Genomic DNA, 16,544 nt, shown 5'->3' on the forward strand with positions numbered 1-16,544 from the left:
ATGCCTGCCTTCCCTGGCGCTACATCAGAGGCACCGATCGGGCCCCTGCCCCGCCATCCCTGGCGGGGCGCCTAGCCGCGCACAAAGCTTTGCTTTGTGTTCGCGCGGCTAGGCCCCCAAAAATTTCAGGCGGCGCCGGCCAGCTCAGCTTTTGTTTCCTTCTGTGCTGATTCGCCGGTGTCGTCGGCAAAGAAATCGTGCTCTTCCGGCACCTCGGTGCCTTTCAGTACTTTTTCCACCGCAGCCTCGACGATATCCAGCGCGCGCTTAAGATTGGCGTCGCTGATGGTCAGGGGGCACAGGGTTTTCACCACATGGTCGTCGGCGCCGCTCGTTTCGATGACCAGGCCGTGCTTGAACGCCTCGCGGGTGATCTGCCCGGCCAGATCTCCGCTGACACAGTTCAGGCCGCGGAACATGCCGCGCCCGCGGGTGGTCATGTTGCCGTCGCCGAACTTCTGCACAATGGCTTCCAGGCGCTGGCCGATGTAGTCGCCCTTGCGCTGCACTTCCCGCGCGAACTTGTCGTCGCTCCAGTAGTGGTCGATCGCCGCCTTGGCGGTGACGAACGCCAGGTTATTACCGCGGAAGGTGCCGTTGTGTTCACCCGGTTTCCACTGGTCCAGCTCCGGGCGCATCAGCACAACCGCAAACGGCAGGCCGTAGCCGCTCAGGGATTTGGACAGGGTGACGATATCCGGCGAGATACCGGCCTCTTCGAAACTGAAGTAGCTGCCGGTGCGGCCGCAACCGGCCTGAATGTCGTCGATGATCATCAGCACGTCGTGCTTCTTGCACACGCTCTGCAGGTTGCGCAGCCACTCGATGCTGGCCGCGTTGATGCCGCCTTCGCCCTGCACAGTTTCCACCAGCACCGCGGCCGGGTGATCCACACCGCTGGAGGAATCGGACAGCACCTTGTCCAGGTAGGCGGTGGTGTCGATGTCGTCGCCGAGGTAACCGTCGTAGGGCATGCGGGTGATTCCATTCATGCTCACGCCGGCCGCACCGCGGTGGTGGGAGTTACCGGTGGCGGACAGGGCGCCCATGCTGCAACCGTGGAAGCCGTTGGTGAAGGAGATAATGTTCTCGCGACCCTTGTACTTGCGCGCGATCTTCATCGCCGCCTCCACCGCGTTGGTGCCGGTGGGGCCGGTGAACTGCATTACATAGTTGAGGTCGCGCGGCTTGAGGATCTTTTCATAAAAGGTCTCGAGGAATTCGCGCTTGGCCTTGGTATGCAGGTCCAGGCCGTGGGTAATGCCATCCTGCTGGATGTACTCGAGCAACGCCTCCTTGAACAGCGGGTTGTTGTGGCCGTAGTTCAGGGTGCCGGCACCGGCGAGGAAGTCCAGGTACTGGGTGCCGTCCTCGTCGTAGAGGTATTCCCCCTGGGCCTTGTTGAACACGCGCGGGAAAGCGCGGGCATAGCTCTGCACTTCTGATTCGATCTCTTCAAAAACTTTCATGATGGCAACCTTTGTTTGATGAGTTGGCTATTCACTAAAAAGGAAAACTGGCGGCACTACTCCGTGGAAGCGGCAGCGGCCTCGGCAAATGGACCTATGCGCAGCAGCATTTCGCTGTCGTGGCGGCCGCGAAAGTGCCGCTCCCGGTCGAACATGACCGAGTCGACACAGCCGGCGCCGAGCTTTCTGGCCAGGCCGCGGAACAGCGCCCAAGAGGCGGTATTGTCGGGAGTAATGGTGGTTTCGAGATGGCGCACCTGGACGCAGGCGGGACGACGCAGAATCTCGCGGATCATTCGTCCGGCGAGACCGATACCGCGCGCCTCTGAGGCCACCGCCACCTGCCAGATAAACAGGGTGTCGGGGCGCTGCGGCATCAGGTAGCCGGAGACAAAGCCGGCGAGTTCGCCATCCACTTCGGCGGCGACGCTGGTATCAGAGAAGTGGCTGGCCTGCAGCAGATTGCAGTAGATGGAGTTTTCGTCCAATGGCGGACAGCGGCTGATCAGTCGATGCACAGCGGCACCATCTTCGCTGACCGGTCGGCGCAGCAGGGCTTCCCTGGTTTTGGACCCCTGCCGCGCGGGAAGCTTTTCTTCCGCAGATTCTTCCGATTGGCTGTCCGAGCGCTCGTTCGAACTTTGTTTACCTTCGCTGAGGGCAGCTGCAACGCTTGTGGCGTTCAAATCAATACCTTTAGTTGTCAAATCGTTGAATAAGGCGCAAAAGTTCACATACCGGCAACATTTTACACCTTAAAGGCCATATTTGACCTTTTAAACTCAAAACTATTTACTACTCTAAATAATTTTTTGCATAGTACTCTAAACAAACGCGTAATCGCAAGGCCAGCCCAATGGAAATTGATCAAGAGGTAACCAGATCACACCGCGAGGAGAGAGGGGACGACACCCGCCTCCGGAGCAGGGGGGGCGAGCGAAAGGTGGGGCGGGAAGCAATTGACAATCGTCGCGCAGCGCCTAAAGTCGGCCGCAAACATTTGTCCGGTCGCGATCTGCAGCGCCCCCAATCACCGCTAGAAGAACTGATGGATAAGATCGAAGAAGTACTGATTACCCTGCGCCGGCTGATCCGCGCCACCGACCTGCACTCCAAGCAGCTGGTGAAGACCGCGGGACTCACCGCCCCGCAGCTGTTGTTGCTGCAGGCAATACGGGAAAAGGGCCAGGTCACCATCGGCGCACTGGCCAAGGAGATCAGCCTCAGCCAGGCGACGGTGACCACCATTCTCGACCGCCTGGAAAAGCGCGGCCTCGTCTACCGCGAGCGCTCCTCCGAGGACAAACGCAAGGTGCACGCCTACCTGACCGACAAGGGCGCGGAGATTCTGCGCGATGCGCCGACCCCGCTGCAGGAACATTTCGTGCGCCAGTTTCGCGATCTGCGCGACTGGGAACAGTCGATGATCATTTCCTCACTGCAGCGCGTGGCGCGGATGATGGATGCAGAGCATATAGATGCCTCGCCGGTACTGGATGTCGGCGATCTGGATCGCAAGGACAGCAGGCAACTGCCGCCGGGAGAGTCGGACGAAGACGACGAGGAACAGGAAGAAATCTGAGCCGGGCATGGCGAGCAGTAACAAAGCAATAAGCGCCCGGCTGGCGGCAGTTCACACCGGTGCACCAATAAAGCCCGCAAGATGCTTTTGACGCCAACGCAATTTACCGGCGAAAATAGGGCCGTTCGCATTCAATCGTTGCATTCGCACCGAAGATCGGTATAAATGGAGCGACAACACTAAAGCAATCGCCCGCCTTGACGTTAGCGACTGCTTACTCAAGACAGGGCGCAATAACTATCTCAAAAGCGCCGCTAAAAATGCAGTGTCTCTGGGCTAGACCAGAAATATCGACAGCAGTTAGCGGTGCGGCGCCTGGCGAAATTGAACCTCTAAACAGCCCCAGCTGTTTTTCGCCCGTGGGCCATGCATCCCGCGCCTGCGCCGCCTGTCCTGATGGAGTCATTCGCTGCCTTCGCGCACACACCCCAACGATACGAACAGAGGGGAAAGGGACTAAAGCATGGCTTGCCTGCAGCATCCAGACAGGGACCAGCCCGTATACCTGATGGCGCACCACACCATAGGTCGCCGCCAGGGGGCAGTGGACACGCGCATTACCAGCGCGGAGATTTCCAGCATTCACGCGGCCATCCAGTGGACGGGTACCCACTGGAACATTCGCGACCTCAGCCGCAACGGCACCTGGGTCAATGGCCAGCAACTGGTCCCGGCCAAGAACTATCCCCTGCAGCAGGGCGACCGTATCGCCTTCGGCCGCGCGAACAACCCCATCTGGATTGTCGAAAACCTGGACGCGCCGGAAAACCTGCTGATCGACCTGCAAACCGGCGAGGCGCAGTCCCTGGAGCAGTACCACCTGCTGCCGAACGAGCGCGAACCGCTGGCCAGCCTGCATTTCAGCCCGGTCACCGGCCAGTGGCTGTACGAGCTGACCGGCAATTCGAACGGCATCGACAACGCCGTCGCGATCAAGCACGGCGAGCGCATCGACTGCGGGCTGCACAGTTGGCAACTGTTTCTCGCCGACAACCAGGGCGCGACCAAGGAACTCTCGCTGCAGCAGCTGTCGATCACCGATTTCGAGCTGCGCTTTTCCGTCAGCCATCACGAAGAGCATGTGCAGCTGCAGCTGCGCCGCGAGGACATGAAACAGGCCCTGCCCGCGCGCATTCACAACTACCTGCTGCTGTACCTGGCGCGCGCCCGCGTTCGCGACATGGAGCGGGGCGCCGACCCCGATGCCCAGGGCTGGGTCTCCATCCAGGTGGCCACCCGCGAGCTCGGCATTACCGTCAACCACCTGAACACGCAGATTTTCCGCGCGCGCAAGCAGATCGCCGAGACCCTGCCGGACGCCATCGACACCTCCGGCCTGGTAGAGCGCCGCTCCTGGGAGATCCGCCTCGGCTGCCGCCGCTTTGAAATTTACAAGGGCTCGCAACTGGAGGCCCAGGCAAATCTATCCAGGCGCGCACTGACGGACTGATCGAGCGGGCCGCCCGCAACGGACAGGCGGGTGGCCACACTGGATGACAACAACGACGGCTTGCCAGGGATGGCGCAACGCGACAATAGCGTAACAACAGGGCCACTCAGCAAGATCCATGGCGTCAGAGCAGCAACCTTTCCACATCGGTCGATACAGGGTAACCGGGCAACTCGGCGCCGGCGGCATGGGCGTGGTCTACCTGGCCACCGACGAGCGCCTGCACCGCCGCGTGGCCATCAAGCGGCTGGTCAGCAATCCCACCAGCAGCAACGCGCACCTGCGCATCCGCCAGGAGGCACTGCTGCTCGCGCAGCTCAACCACAGCAATATCGTGCAGATCTACGATGTGGTGGAGGAGCAGGACGATGTCGCCCTGGTGATGGAATATGTCGACGGCTGCTCCCTCGGCCAGTGGCAGCGCGAGCGCAATCCCAGCCTGCAACAGAAACTCCAGCTGCTCAGGCAGATCAGTAACGGCCTCGCCCGCGCGCACAGCATCGGCATCATTCACCGCGACCTGAAAGCCGACAATATCCTGATCGATGACAACAACACCGCCAAGATCACGGATTTCGGGATTGCCAAGAACTGGCGCGAGAACAGCGACCTGACCCGCGAACAGCATATCGCCGGCAGCTGGGGGGCCATGTCGCCGGAACAGGCCCTCGGCAAACCGCTGGACAATCGCTGCGACCTCTTCGCCCTGGGCGTGCTGGCCTATGAATTGCTGTGCGGGCAAAACCCCTTCGGCGAGCACGACAGCCCGTTTATCACCGTCGACCGCATCATCAACAGCCCACACCCGCCGGCGGCAAAACTGAATCCGGAGCTGCCGCCGGCACTGTGCCAGCTGCTGGACCGGCTGCTGGCAAAGCAGCCGGACAGGCGACCGGTCAACGCCACCGCGGTGGCGGCGGAGCTGGACGCAATACTGATGGAGCTGGATGACAGGTCCACAGACACCGTCAGCCGCACCGTAACGATTACCGCCGAGGGCTACCACCGCAGCCAGAGGCGCCGGGGCAAGCGCCGCAAGCTGCTCACTGGCGCCATTCTCGCCGGTGGCGCCGCGCTGCTGGTCGCCGTAGCCGCGGCGCTGCTGCCGGCAGCGGAGAGCAGCGCGGCGGGCAAGTACATCGCCATTGTCGCGCCGAACGCAAAGTCCCTGACCACCGCCGAGGCCCGCCTGCTGGGCAACAACGCGCTGAGCGCCATCAAACAGGGGCTGTCCAACCGCGATGGTCTGCTGCTGGTGCCCTACTCGGAATCGGAACAACTGTCGGGCCAGCCACTGCGAAAACAGGCGCAGGCGCTGAACGCCGACCTGCTGCTGCACCCGTCGCTGTCCTGCGACCCGGGGCGCTGCGAAGCGTCGCTGGAACTGATCGACACCCGCAACCTGGCGGTCATCGCCAGCCGCGGCACCATGCTGGATCCGGAGGAGAGCCTGGAATCCCGTGCGCGCATTTTGCAGCAGCTCAACTACCTGCTGCCCCAGTACCTGCCGCGGGACCGCGAGTCCAGACTGAATATCAGCGCCCAGGATTACCAGCGCTACCTGGACCTGTTCGAGCGCCGCGACGACTACGCCAACATGGCAGCGACCCTGAGCGCGCTGGAAGAGCTGCAGCAACGGACACCGAACTTCCCACCCTACTACGAACTCTACGGCGACCTGGTGATCGACCAGCGCTTCAATACCCGCAGTGAAAAGACCATCGATCGCCTGGAGCGCTTCCTGAACCTGGCGCCGGAGGCCATCGCCGAGCACCCCGCGGTGCTGATCTCGAAACTGCGCCTGGCGATTTACCGCGCCGAGGAAAGCCGCGCCAAAGCGCTGCTGGCACAGCTCAAGATCGTCCTGCCGGACCAGGCTAGCTACTACCACCTGCTGGCCGTGTACCACCAGGAGCGCGGTGAATACCCGCAGGCTCTCGCCGCCATAGACCAGGCGCTGGCCCAGCGCGAGAGCTTCAACTATGTGCTGCAAAGGGCCCTGTCCCTGACCACCGGTGGCGATATGGAGGCCGCCAAGCCGCTGTTGCAGCGCGCCATTGCCCTGAGCGACAGCAATATCGACGCCATCTCCCTGCTGGCCGCCAACGAGCTGGACCGCGGCTTCCCCGAAGAGACCATCCGTCTGCTCAACAGCGCCGATGTCGAGCAGCTGGGGCCGATGGACACCTACAACCTGTGCCTCGCCCACTACATCGAAAAGCACTTCGACCGCGCCGGGCAGTGCTTTGCCGGCGTGGCCGAGCGCGCGCCGCTCGATGCGGACCCGCTGCTGTACCAGGCCGAGATTGCCCGCGCGCAACAGCGGCCGGAACTGGCGCAGGACTTTGCCCAGCAGGCACTGGAGCTGACCCGCGAGCGGACCGACTGGGAGGGGCTGCTGATGCAGGCCCGCGCCTACGCCGAGCTGGGCCAGCCCAGCCACGCGATCGAGAACCTGATGAAAATCCGCCGCCGCGCGCCGGACGACCTCTATGTCAATTACGCGCGGGCGCAGATCTACGTCACCACCGGCGACCTGCTCTCCGCCAAGGCCCATGTGCGCAAAACCCTGGAACAGGGTGTTTCGCCCATCTGGTTCGATACCACGCCGTTTGCACCGGTGTGCAGCCGCGCCGATTTCGCCGACTTGCGCGACGACTACCCGGCGCTCTGCGCCGAGCGCCAGAAGAGCTCAGCGATTGCACAGAAATAGAATGCGTCACATTTTCACAGTAAACTGGGCGCCACTTCGCCGGCGCCATCGGGGTTGGGCGAAGCACCGGATGTAACGGACCTTACCACCACCAACAAGAATAAATGGCTATGGAAGTCGCCGAACCGGATGTGCTGCAACTGGGCCGCTACCGCATCGAGCGCACGCTCGGCGCCGGTGGCATGGGCATCGTCTACCTGGCGCGCGACACCAAGCTGCAGCGCCCGGTGGCGATCAAGAAGCTGCGCAAGGACAGTACCAGCAGCACCGCCGCCCAGCGCATCCAGTCCGAGGCGCAGCTGCTGGCGCAGCTCAACCACCCCAATATCGTGCAGCTGCACGACGTGATCGAAGACGGTGACGGCATCGCGCTGGTGATGGAGTACGTGGAGGGCAGCACGCTGCAGCAGTGGATGCGCGAACGCACGCCCAGCCTGCAGCAGAAGCTCGAGCTGCTGATCCAGATCTGCAACGGTCTGAGCGAAGCCCACTCCCTCGGCATCATCCACCGCGACCTCAAGCCGGACAATATCCTGATCGCCCTCAATGGCGCCGGCAGCGGCACCGCCACTCTTACCGCAAAAATAAACGACTTCGGCATCGCCAAGTCCCTGCAGCAGGACATGGACACCCTCACCCGCGAGGGCAATGTGGCCGGCACCGTCGACGCCATGTCACCGGAACAGCTGCAGGGCTACCCGCTATGCCCCAGAAGCGACCTGTTCAGCCTCGGTACCATCGCCTACGAGCTGCTGTGCGGCGTCAAACCCTTCGACAAAGGCGAAGGCGGCACCATGGCGCTGGCGCACAAGGTGGTCAGCAATCCCCATATTCCACCGCAGACAGCCAACCCGCACCTGCCGGAGCCTTTGGCAGTACTGCTGGACAGGCTGCTGGGCAAACTGCCGGAACAGCGGCCGGATTCCGCCGCGCAGGTGGCCGAGGCCCTCGCCTTCCTGCAGCAGGGCGGCGATACCGACACGCGCGAGTTCTCCGCCACCGTTACCCAGCTGCTGCGCAGGCCGCCGAACAGGCGGAAGCGCATTTTCGGCGCACTGGCCGGGCTGGCGGTTCTGGCCAGTGGCGGCTACTGGGGCTGGAAAGAGATCACCCGACTGGAGCCGCAATATATCGCCGTGCTGCCGGTGGAGATCAACGGCGAGGTGCGCGGTGAGGACAACGCCAAGGCGCTGACCGCGACCATGGTGCGGCAGGCGCTGATGAATGCGGCTTCGCAGCTCAAAGCCAGTGCACTGGTGAGCTTTACCCCCAAGGAGGGGCAGGATTTCGATGCGCAGTTGCAGGCACTGCGGGACAAGGGCGTGACCGACGCGCTGTTCGCGAAGCTGGAGTGTGCGCAGGTGCGCTGTGAAATTGAGCTGCAAAGGATTGGGCCGGCGGATAGTCAGATCAAGCAGCAAACGAGCTTTGCGTTTCTTGCGGATAAGCGGCAGGAAGCGGAATACCACATAGGCAACAGTGCAACCACACTCTTCCCGAACGGATATGCAAAGACTGCTGACGAGCAGGTGATGATGTCCGATAGGGATTACGCCGACTACCTAAGTATTATTAGCCGCTTGGAGAGCAAGGAAAACACCGTAGAGGATTTGGCTAGGCTCGATAGTTTATCGGGATCCTACCCCCAAAATCCCAATCTGTACCGGATGCTCACTCAAGTGGCAACCGATCTGTTTGTGCTCACTAATGAGCAAAAATACCTCCAGACCGGACTCGACATCGTCGATAGAGCCGAAGGCCGGGGCATAGATCCGAATCTGATTCTCGAGCTGGAACTCTGGTTGCGCACTTACAGTAACGATAAGAGCGAGTTTGATGCGCTACTCAAGCGGCTGGACGATCAGACGTCACCCTCAGCGACTTTGCTAGCTAAGTATGCGCGTTTTCTTTATATGGAGGGAGATTACGAGTCGGGGTTGAGCTACGCACGGAAGGCAGCCGCGTTCAATCCCTCGGCCGATAACCTGTATCTAATTGCCATCAATCAGACCGCCAGCGGTGACTACAATTCAGCGCGCTCGACACTGGAGCGACTTACGCACAATTACCCGCAGCATTGGTCTTCATATTCGTTACTGGGTGTAATCGAGCTGGAAAGCGGAAATCTAGCTAAAGCTGAAGCGGCCATTACCGCCATCCCTGAAGAATTACGTGGCTGGCGCACAAAACTGAACCTAGGTTCAACCCACTTTCTGCAAGGGAATTACAATGAAGCACTTATTGAGTTAAAAAGTGTACTTTCTCAAGTTCCTAACGATATATTCATCAAGTCGCAGACTGCTGAAACTTACTTGATGCTTGGTCAGAAACTAGAGGCGGAGCACGTTTTCCAAGAGGTGTTGGACTTGACCCGAAATTCTACAGGCCTCAAAGAGCGCCGATACCGGGCGCTTGCTTTAGCCCACCTCGGCAGAACAGCAGAGGGGATCACTTTAGTAACGGAGTTATTGCAAGCCGCCCCTCAGGATAAGTACGTACGATACTTCTCCGCCCAAGTGTACGCCATCTCGAATCAGTGGCCTGCCGCTAACTACTATATTTCCCAACTCTTAGAGCAGGGCATGAGTGCAGAGTGGTTCAATCTGCCTGCCTTCCAGCAGCTCTGTACCCAGCCCCAAGTATCAAAAGTAGTGGCGACTGCTATCTGCGACTGATCACTGCGGCTCGATGTGTGCCTCGGGGTCACCGGACTTGAACTGGCCACCGATAGTCGCACTCTCGCATAGCCACAGGAAGGAAAAGGCATCCTTGCTCGGATCCGGGTCTTTCTTTTTGTCTTTATTCTTGATCGTAATTTCCAGCTGAGTCCCGTTGGAGCCAGATACAACCTTAGATTTGAACTCGTGCTTGAAGTTAGGGCTGAGCCCTACGATGCCATCCAGATTGCCCGAATTGTCGACGAACTTCGCACCCGCAACTTCTGACAGGTCGAGGCTAATGTTCAGCGTGAACTTGCCGTTCTTGCCATTGAACTTGAACAGCATATTGCCAAACTGCTCACCTTCATCCGCTTCGTGGTACAGCGGCCAGTACTGGTCAACACCATCGTCCGCCGGAACCGGCTTCAACACCAGGTCGTAAGAGGCTTTGTTGTCGCCTTCCGGCAACGCCACCTCGAAGACCGGTAAGGTACTGCAATAATCTGCTACGGCATTTGAGCTCATTTTCCACTCCTGTTTGTTCTTGTTCCCTGTTAACCGCCCAGGGTTATTGAATAGATTTCGCCCACCGACTGCCCCAAGACGCCGGTGGAAAAACGCGCTGATAGCATAATGCCAACCGCCACCGGAACTCCATCACATTTTTACGGTGACCTGCCTTGGAACGACAAAAAAAGCAAAAAAAAAATGCCGGTGGTAACTCCGTTACCACCGGCCCGAATTGATGGTCCCAGCCATCGACGGTTACAACAACACTATCAAGAGCGAAATGAGGCATCCGTGCCCCGGCCAAGCCCTTCCCCAAATCCCGGCAGACTAGGCTCTGTGTTTGCCGAGTCCGGCTTGGCTGTCCAGCTTACGCTGAATGGGTCTCCCTCCCGCACTGCGCCACTTGGGGGCGCAGGCATCCGATCCCTCGGATCCGGTGTTGCGGGGTCTGCCAGTCCTTGGACAGAGCGCCGGTACATCCACAGACGCGGTTACCCCCGCAACCCTGCGCGCTAATGTACGCACCCACCGATTACAGGTCGATCACATGGCATTACACGCCATTACGGGATAGCTGCCTCCGCATCCTTAGCGGGCAGCTGCAGTCGGGCTATAACAATAAGCAGGAAATGATGGGGGCAAGATGGAAGAACATCTGAACGACGCGAAAATTCTCTCTCCCCGCCGCAACAGCACCCAGGCCACCAGTGTCGAGGGGCTGGCGCGGGAGCAGTTGCAGCACTTCGCCATCGATGCGGATTCGGACCACGGCCGCCTGCTGCTGGAGACCGCCGAGCTGCTGTACCGCGCCCAGGGCAACCTGAGCCAGCTGTGGGCACTGACCGCGGAGACGTTGCAGCGGCTGGACCGCTCCGACAGGGTCGCCTATTTCAATGCCAAGCGTTTTATGAGTTTCCAGCTGGCCAAGCTGCTGGACACGCTGCAGAACCCGCTGCGCGCCAGTTTCCAGAGCCTGCAGGGAGACGATTTCAATATCACCACCCGCGGTGGCTACCCGCTGTTCGACAATATCCCGGCGATCTTCTCCGCGACGCCGGTGATCGCGCGCACCGCCACCTATATCTACGCCTGCACCGAGTGGATCGACGATGCATTCCGCGGCCGCGAGCCCAGCCACGATATCTATTCGCGCCTGCTGAACCCGACTTCCATCTCGCTGGCCAACGCGATCGTCGACCTGGAGTGCGGGCCCGAAGCCAATCAATATCTGGCCTGGAATTTCAACTCGGGCATGGCGGCGATCGATGCGCTGCTGTCCAATCAGCTGAGCCGCGGCGACCTATTGATTGTGTCGCGCAATATCTACGGCGGCGTGCACCAGCTGCTGCAGGATTTCTATGCGCGCGAGGACAAGCTGGCAATCGAACTGGTCTGGTTCGACGGCACCACCGGCGACGAATTCGAGCAGTTACTGCGGCAGACCCAAAAGAATCATGCCGATGCCTTAAACGGGGGCGCGCGTGTCCACGTCTACATTGAATCCCCTTGCAATCCCCACGGCATCATGCTGGATGTGCCGGCCATCTGCCGCGCCGCACACCGCGAGAAACTGCTGGTGAGCCTCGACGCGACCCTGGCGACGCCTTTTCTGTACCAGCCGCTGCGCCGGCAGGACCGCAGCGAACGACCCGATTTTGTCGTGCACTCCTATACCAAGGATCTCGACGGCAGCGGTACGGCCACCGCCGGCGTGGTGATCGGCGAGAACCACCGCATGTTTATTCCCAAGGGCGACAGCGCCGAGGGGCTGAACTGGAACCAGTGCCTGTTCTGGGATGTTTACTACATCAAGGGCGCCTTCCTGGATGCGGACAAGGCCTGGGAGGTGCACAGTGGTATGCGCACACTGGAGATGCGCATGCTGACCAAGTGCATCAACACCCTGAGCCTGAGCCATTTCTTCGCCAGCCACCCGGATATCCGCGTCAACAGCCACGCGCTGGCATCGCACCCCAACAGCGGACTGCGCGAGGCGCTGTTGCGCTACCAGTTGCCGACGCCGCTGTTCACCATCGACATGGAGGCGGCGCAGTTGCCGACCGAGGCGTTCAAGCGCTTCTTCGATGCGCTGGAGCCGGCCTTCGGGCAGATGGTCAGCCTCGGGCAGACCAACACCATGGTGCTCTGCCCGGCACTCACCTCCCACTCGGAGCTGTCGCCGGAGGCGATGCTGGCGGCGGGTATTTTCCCCACCACCATCCGCATTTCCGTCGGCGACGAAAACATGGCGCAGCTGGCGGCGCACGCAATCAGCTGTGCGCGCCTGCACCTGGACCCGGTGCGCTCGGGCTTCAGCGACGGTTTTATGACGGGCAAGGAGGCGGATGCGCTGTTTGCGCGTTTTTATCTGGAGTCGCACAAGAAGGTGGCGGAGGCCTTTCCGCCCGTTGCGGACTACCTCTGACCCGCAATCATTTCCGACTCGTCACCCCGGTGCAGGCCGGGGTCCAGTTCTAAGCCGCCCGATACTGCAAGGTCTGGATACCGGCCTGCGCCGCTATTACGAGTCAGAGGTTCGGCGCTTGTTGCACTACCCTATATCCCGTAATATCAAACGTCTTCTGCCCATAATTTAATCAAACAAAATGCTGAACCTCTCCGCCCGCCTGCTGGCCCTGTTGTTGTGCTGTTTTACCGGACTTGCCTTTTCCAACCTGGTGACAGCGCAGGGCTACGAGCAGCTCTACAGCGACTATCGCGGCAGCCTGTACCAGATTCGCCTGATCGAGAAATCCTCCAATTCGAAGGCCGGGCTGGGCTCCGGTTTTCAGATTTCCGCCGACGGTCTGATCGCCACCAACTACCACGTCGTCGCCGAGGCCGTGGCGGAACCGGACAAGTACCAGCTGGAGTTTCTGTCGGTGGACGGGGTCAAGGGCAACCTCGAGCTGCTGGACATCGATGTGATCAACGACCTGGCCATACTGCGCCAGGATCAGCCCGGCAAGGACTATCTGCAACTGGCCGAGGACACCCCCAAGAAGGGCGAGACCATCGTGGCCCTCGGTAACCCGCTGGACCTGGGCATGACGCTGATTCCCGGCACCTACAACGGCATCGCCAGCGGCAGCTTCTACGATCGCATCCACTTCGCCGGATCCATCAACCCCGGCATGAGCGGTGGCCCGGCCATCAACACCCGCGGCCAGGTGGTGGGCATCAACGTGGCTACGGCTGGCAACCAGGTCAGTTTCCTGGTGCCGGTGGACAAGCTCGCGAACCTGCTGCAGCACTTTCGCAAGCAGGGCAATTCCGTCGATCTCAAGGCGGTTACTCACCAGCAGCTGCTGGACAACCAGCAGCGCATCATCGATTCGATCCTGCAGGCCGACTGGCAGCGGCGTTCGCTGGGCGAGGCCAAGGTGGTCGGCGAGATAGTGCCGGCCATCCAGTGCTGGGGCAGCACCCAGGAGAGCGACGACAACCCGGTCACGCGTATCGACAAGGGCTGCACCGGCCAGGACGTGGTCTTCCTGTCCGAGGACTTCAACACCGGCCGCGTGGAATACGAGTTCTTCTGGCTGGAGGCGGACGACCTGCTGCCGTCGCGCTTCTACGCCGAGTACGAGCAGCAGATGAGCAGTTTCTATCCCGGCAATACCGCTGGCGAGGAAGACGTCACCAAATTCCAGTGCCGCCAGGCCTTTACGTCCCAGGCGCGCGACGGCGAGACGCCCACATCCAAGCCCGAGCGCAACAAGAAGCCGATTGTGGCCCGCACCAGCTACTGCGTGCGCCGCTACAAGGACTTCCCGGACCTGTACGACATCTTCTTCCTGAGCCTGAGCGTGGACCAGAAAAACCGCGCCCTGGTCAGCCACTTCACCCTGTCCGGATTTACCCAGGAATCTGCCGCGGCCTTTACCGAGAAGTTCACAAGCGAGATCCAATGGCACTGATTATCGAAGAACTGAACCGCGCCAACCGGGTGCAAGCGCGCTATCGCATGGATGGCGACCGCTTTACCCTCGGCCGCGGCTACGACAACGACCTGATCCTGGAGGATATGCACGCGGATGCCCACCACGCGGAAATCCGCCTGGCCGAGGACGGCTGCTATTACCTGCGCGACCTCGACAGCGTCAACGGCACCCAGCTGCTGGGCAATGCGCGCGACAAGTCGATAAAGTCCGGCGACGTATCCGAGCGCATGATCGAGTCCGACGACCTGGTGCAGTGCGGCAAGACACACCTGCGCCTGATCAATAGCGAGGCGGCGATACCAGAGGCGGTACCGCTGCATTCACTGGAAAGCTTTTTCGGCAATCTGTCGCGCCCGGCCGGTGCCATCGGCCTGTTGCTGACCGTGGCCCTGACCACCCTGGTGATCAGCTACCTCGGCTATGCGCGCAACTACGAGTGGACCGTCGCCGTCAATCTGCTGTCGGGCAGCGTGATCGGCCTGCTGGTTTACGCCGGCGCCTGGGCGTTTATCGGCCGGGTGGTGCGCCACGAGACCAATTTTTTCACCCACCTGTCGATCGCTGCCATTGGCGCGCTGATCTACACCGGCTGGGACTGGTTCAGCACCCTGCTGAACTACAACTTCGCCCTCGGCAACCTGGTGCAGCTACTGGATTTCGTCGTGCTGGCGCTCATATTGCCGGCCATGCTGTGGTGTGCCTGTTACCTGGCTACCAATCTGTCGCGCGGCTGGCGCTGGGCGGTGGCGCTGGTGCTGCCCTGGGGTTTCCTCGGCCTCGGTCTCGCGGAGACGATCGGCGGCATGGACGACTTCAGCGACATCCCGGAGATCTCCACCGAACTGAAATACGACGACCTGCTGCTGCGCAAGCCCGTGCCGATGGAGCAGTTTATCGCCAGTTCCCCGGCGCTGTTTGATATCCCCATCGAGAAGAAGAAGGAAGAAAAGGCGGAAAAGAAAGCCGATAAGGACGCGGATACCACCGCACCCGAGGACGGCGCGGGCGACACAACGGAGACGGAGTCTTGAGCAATCCATTCTGGAGCCCCTCGCTGGCGCAACTGGAGCCCTATGTGCCCGGCGAGCAGCCGCGCGGCCGCACACTGATCAAACTCAATACCAACGAAAACCCCTACCCGCCGTCACCGCGCGCGCTGGAGGTCCTGGGCGACGCACGGCTGGCCGATGCATTGCGCCGCTACCCCGACCCGGAGTCCTGTGCGCTGTGCGAGGCCATTGCCGCGCGCTTCGACCTGAAGGCGGCGCAGGTGTTCGTCGGCAACGGCTCGGACGAGGTGCTCGCGCACAGCTTCTACAGTTTCTTCCGCCGCGATGACGACGAACCGCTGCTGTTCCCGGACATCACCTACAGTTTCTACCCGGTCTACTGCCAGCTCTACGGCATCGAACACCGCGCTGTGCCGCTGCGGGATGACTTCAGCCTGGCGGTGGAGGACTACCGCGGCGCCGCAGGTGGCGTGATACTCGCCAACCCCAACGCCCCCAGCGGGCGCTGCCTGCCCCTGGCAGAGATAGAGCGGCTGCTGCAGCTGCAGCCGGAACGGGTGGTTGTCGTCGACGAGGCCTATATCGATTTCGGCGGGGAGAGTGCCGTGGCGCTGATCGACCGCTATCCCAACCTGCTGGTGGTCCACACCCTGTCCAAGTCCTATTCCCTGGCCGGACTGCGGCTCGGCTTCGCGATGGGGCAGGAACACCTGATCGAGGGGCTGAACCGGACCAAGAACTCCTTCAACTCCTACCCCGTCGACGCCATCGCCCAGCGCGTGGCCACCGTCGCCATCGGCGACAGCGCCTGGCTGGCGGACTGCTGCGGCAAGGTGATCGCCACCCGCGAGCGGACCGTCGAGGGCCTGCGCGCGCTGGATTTCGACGTGGTGCCATCCACGGCCAATTTCGTCCTGGCCCGCCCCCGGCGGCTGGCGGCGGCGACCCTGTACCGCGCACTGCGCGAGCGGGACATACTGGTGCGCTATTTCGACAAACCGCGCATTAGTGAGTACTTGCGTATCTCCATCGGCACAGACGGGGAAATGGAGGCACTGCTGTCGGCCTGTGCGGAGATAATGGCGTCACAGAATAGCTGATTCGCCCCTCTATAATTACCGGCATTCGCCGGGGTGTGACCTGCGCACCCGACCCGCCCCTATAGGACTATAGGGCTATAGGAATAGAAGCGGCCGCTGGCCGCGC

At 61.2% G+C, this 16,544-nt stretch carries 11 protein-coding genes; 8 read left to right on the forward strand and 3 right to left on the reverse strand.

The features are described 5' to 3' along the window. Positions 1-125: 125 nt before the first annotated feature. Positions 126-1,469: a diaminobutyrate--2-oxoglutarate transaminase gene (gene ectB, locus RRF64_RS08675; RefSeq protein WP_323845439.1), complete on the reverse strand. Its 1,344-nt coding sequence runs from the start codon at positions 1,467-1,469 to the stop codon at positions 126-128. Positions 1,470-1,525: 56 nt separating this feature from the next. Then, on the reverse strand, positions 1,526-2,023 hold the full coding sequence (gene ectA, locus RRF64_RS08680; RefSeq protein WP_323845610.1) for a diaminobutyrate acetyltransferase: 498 nt from the start codon (positions 2,021-2,023) through the stop codon (positions 1,526-1,528). 494 nt (positions 2,024-2,517) lie between these two features. Here ectA and RRF64_RS08685 point away from each other — a divergent pair, with 494 nt between their 5' ends. From RRF64_RS08685 to RRF64_RS08700, 4 genes are all read left to right on the forward strand, one after another. Beyond that, positions 2,518-3,051 (forward strand): MarR family winged helix-turn-helix transcriptional regulator, encoded by a 534-nt coding sequence (locus RRF64_RS08685; protein ID WP_323845440.1) that lies wholly within the window; start codon positions 2,518-2,520, stop codon positions 3,049-3,051. Between the two features lie 463 nt (positions 3,052-3,514). After that, positions 3,515-4,501, forward strand: coding sequence for an FHA domain-containing protein (locus RRF64_RS08690; protein ID WP_323845441.1), 987 nt, complete (start codon positions 3,515-3,517; stop codon positions 4,499-4,501). A gap of 118 nt (positions 4,502-4,619) precedes the next feature. Next, on the forward strand, positions 4,620-7,214 hold the full coding sequence (locus RRF64_RS08695) for a protein kinase domain-containing protein (RefSeq protein ID WP_323845442.1): 2,595 nt from the start codon (positions 4,620-4,622) through the stop codon (positions 7,212-7,214). 131 nt (positions 7,215-7,345) lie between these two features. Continuing rightward, positions 7,346-9,889 (forward strand): protein kinase domain-containing protein, encoded by a 2,544-nt coding sequence (locus RRF64_RS08700; RefSeq protein WP_323845443.1) that lies wholly within the window; start codon positions 7,346-7,348, stop codon positions 9,887-9,889. On the opposite strand, the gene RRF64_RS08705 is transcribed toward RRF64_RS08700, so the two are convergent. Then, positions 9,890-10,399 (reverse strand): hypothetical protein, encoded by a 510-nt coding sequence (locus RRF64_RS08705; RefSeq protein ID WP_323845444.1) that lies wholly within the window; start codon positions 10,397-10,399, stop codon positions 9,890-9,892. Between the two features lie 628 nt (positions 10,400-11,027). On the opposite strand from RRF64_RS08705, the gene RRF64_RS08710 reads away from it, so the two are divergent. The 4 genes from RRF64_RS08710 (at position 11,028) to hisC (ending at position 16,438) form a co-directional block, all read left to right on the forward strand. Next, positions 11,028-12,809: a trans-sulfuration enzyme family protein gene (locus RRF64_RS08710; RefSeq protein ID WP_323845445.1), complete on the forward strand. Its 1,782-nt coding sequence runs from the start codon at positions 11,028-11,030 to the stop codon at positions 12,807-12,809. Positions 12,810-12,990: 181 nt separating this feature from the next. Further along, positions 12,991-14,304: a S1C family serine protease gene (locus RRF64_RS08715; protein WP_323845446.1), complete on the forward strand. Its 1,314-nt coding sequence runs from the start codon at positions 12,991-12,993 to the stop codon at positions 14,302-14,304. Then, entirely contained in the window at positions 14,295-15,359 is a 1,065-nt protein-coding gene (locus RRF64_RS08720; protein WP_323845447.1) for an FHA domain-containing protein, read from the forward strand. The genes RRF64_RS08715 and RRF64_RS08720 overlap by 10 nt, the downstream gene beginning before the upstream one ends. Beyond that, positions 15,356-16,438: a histidinol-phosphate transaminase gene (hisC, locus tag RRF64_RS08725; protein ID WP_323845448.1), complete on the forward strand. Its 1,083-nt coding sequence runs from the start codon at positions 15,356-15,358 to the stop codon at positions 16,436-16,438. The genes RRF64_RS08720 and hisC overlap by 4 nt, the downstream gene beginning before the upstream one ends. Positions 16,439-16,544 lie beyond the last annotated feature (106 nt).

The sequence above is a fragment of the Microbulbifer magnicolonia genome (assembly GCF_035117725.1).
Classification (GTDB): Bacteria; Pseudomonadota; Gammaproteobacteria; order Pseudomonadales; family Cellvibrionaceae; genus Microbulbifer; species Microbulbifer magnicolonia.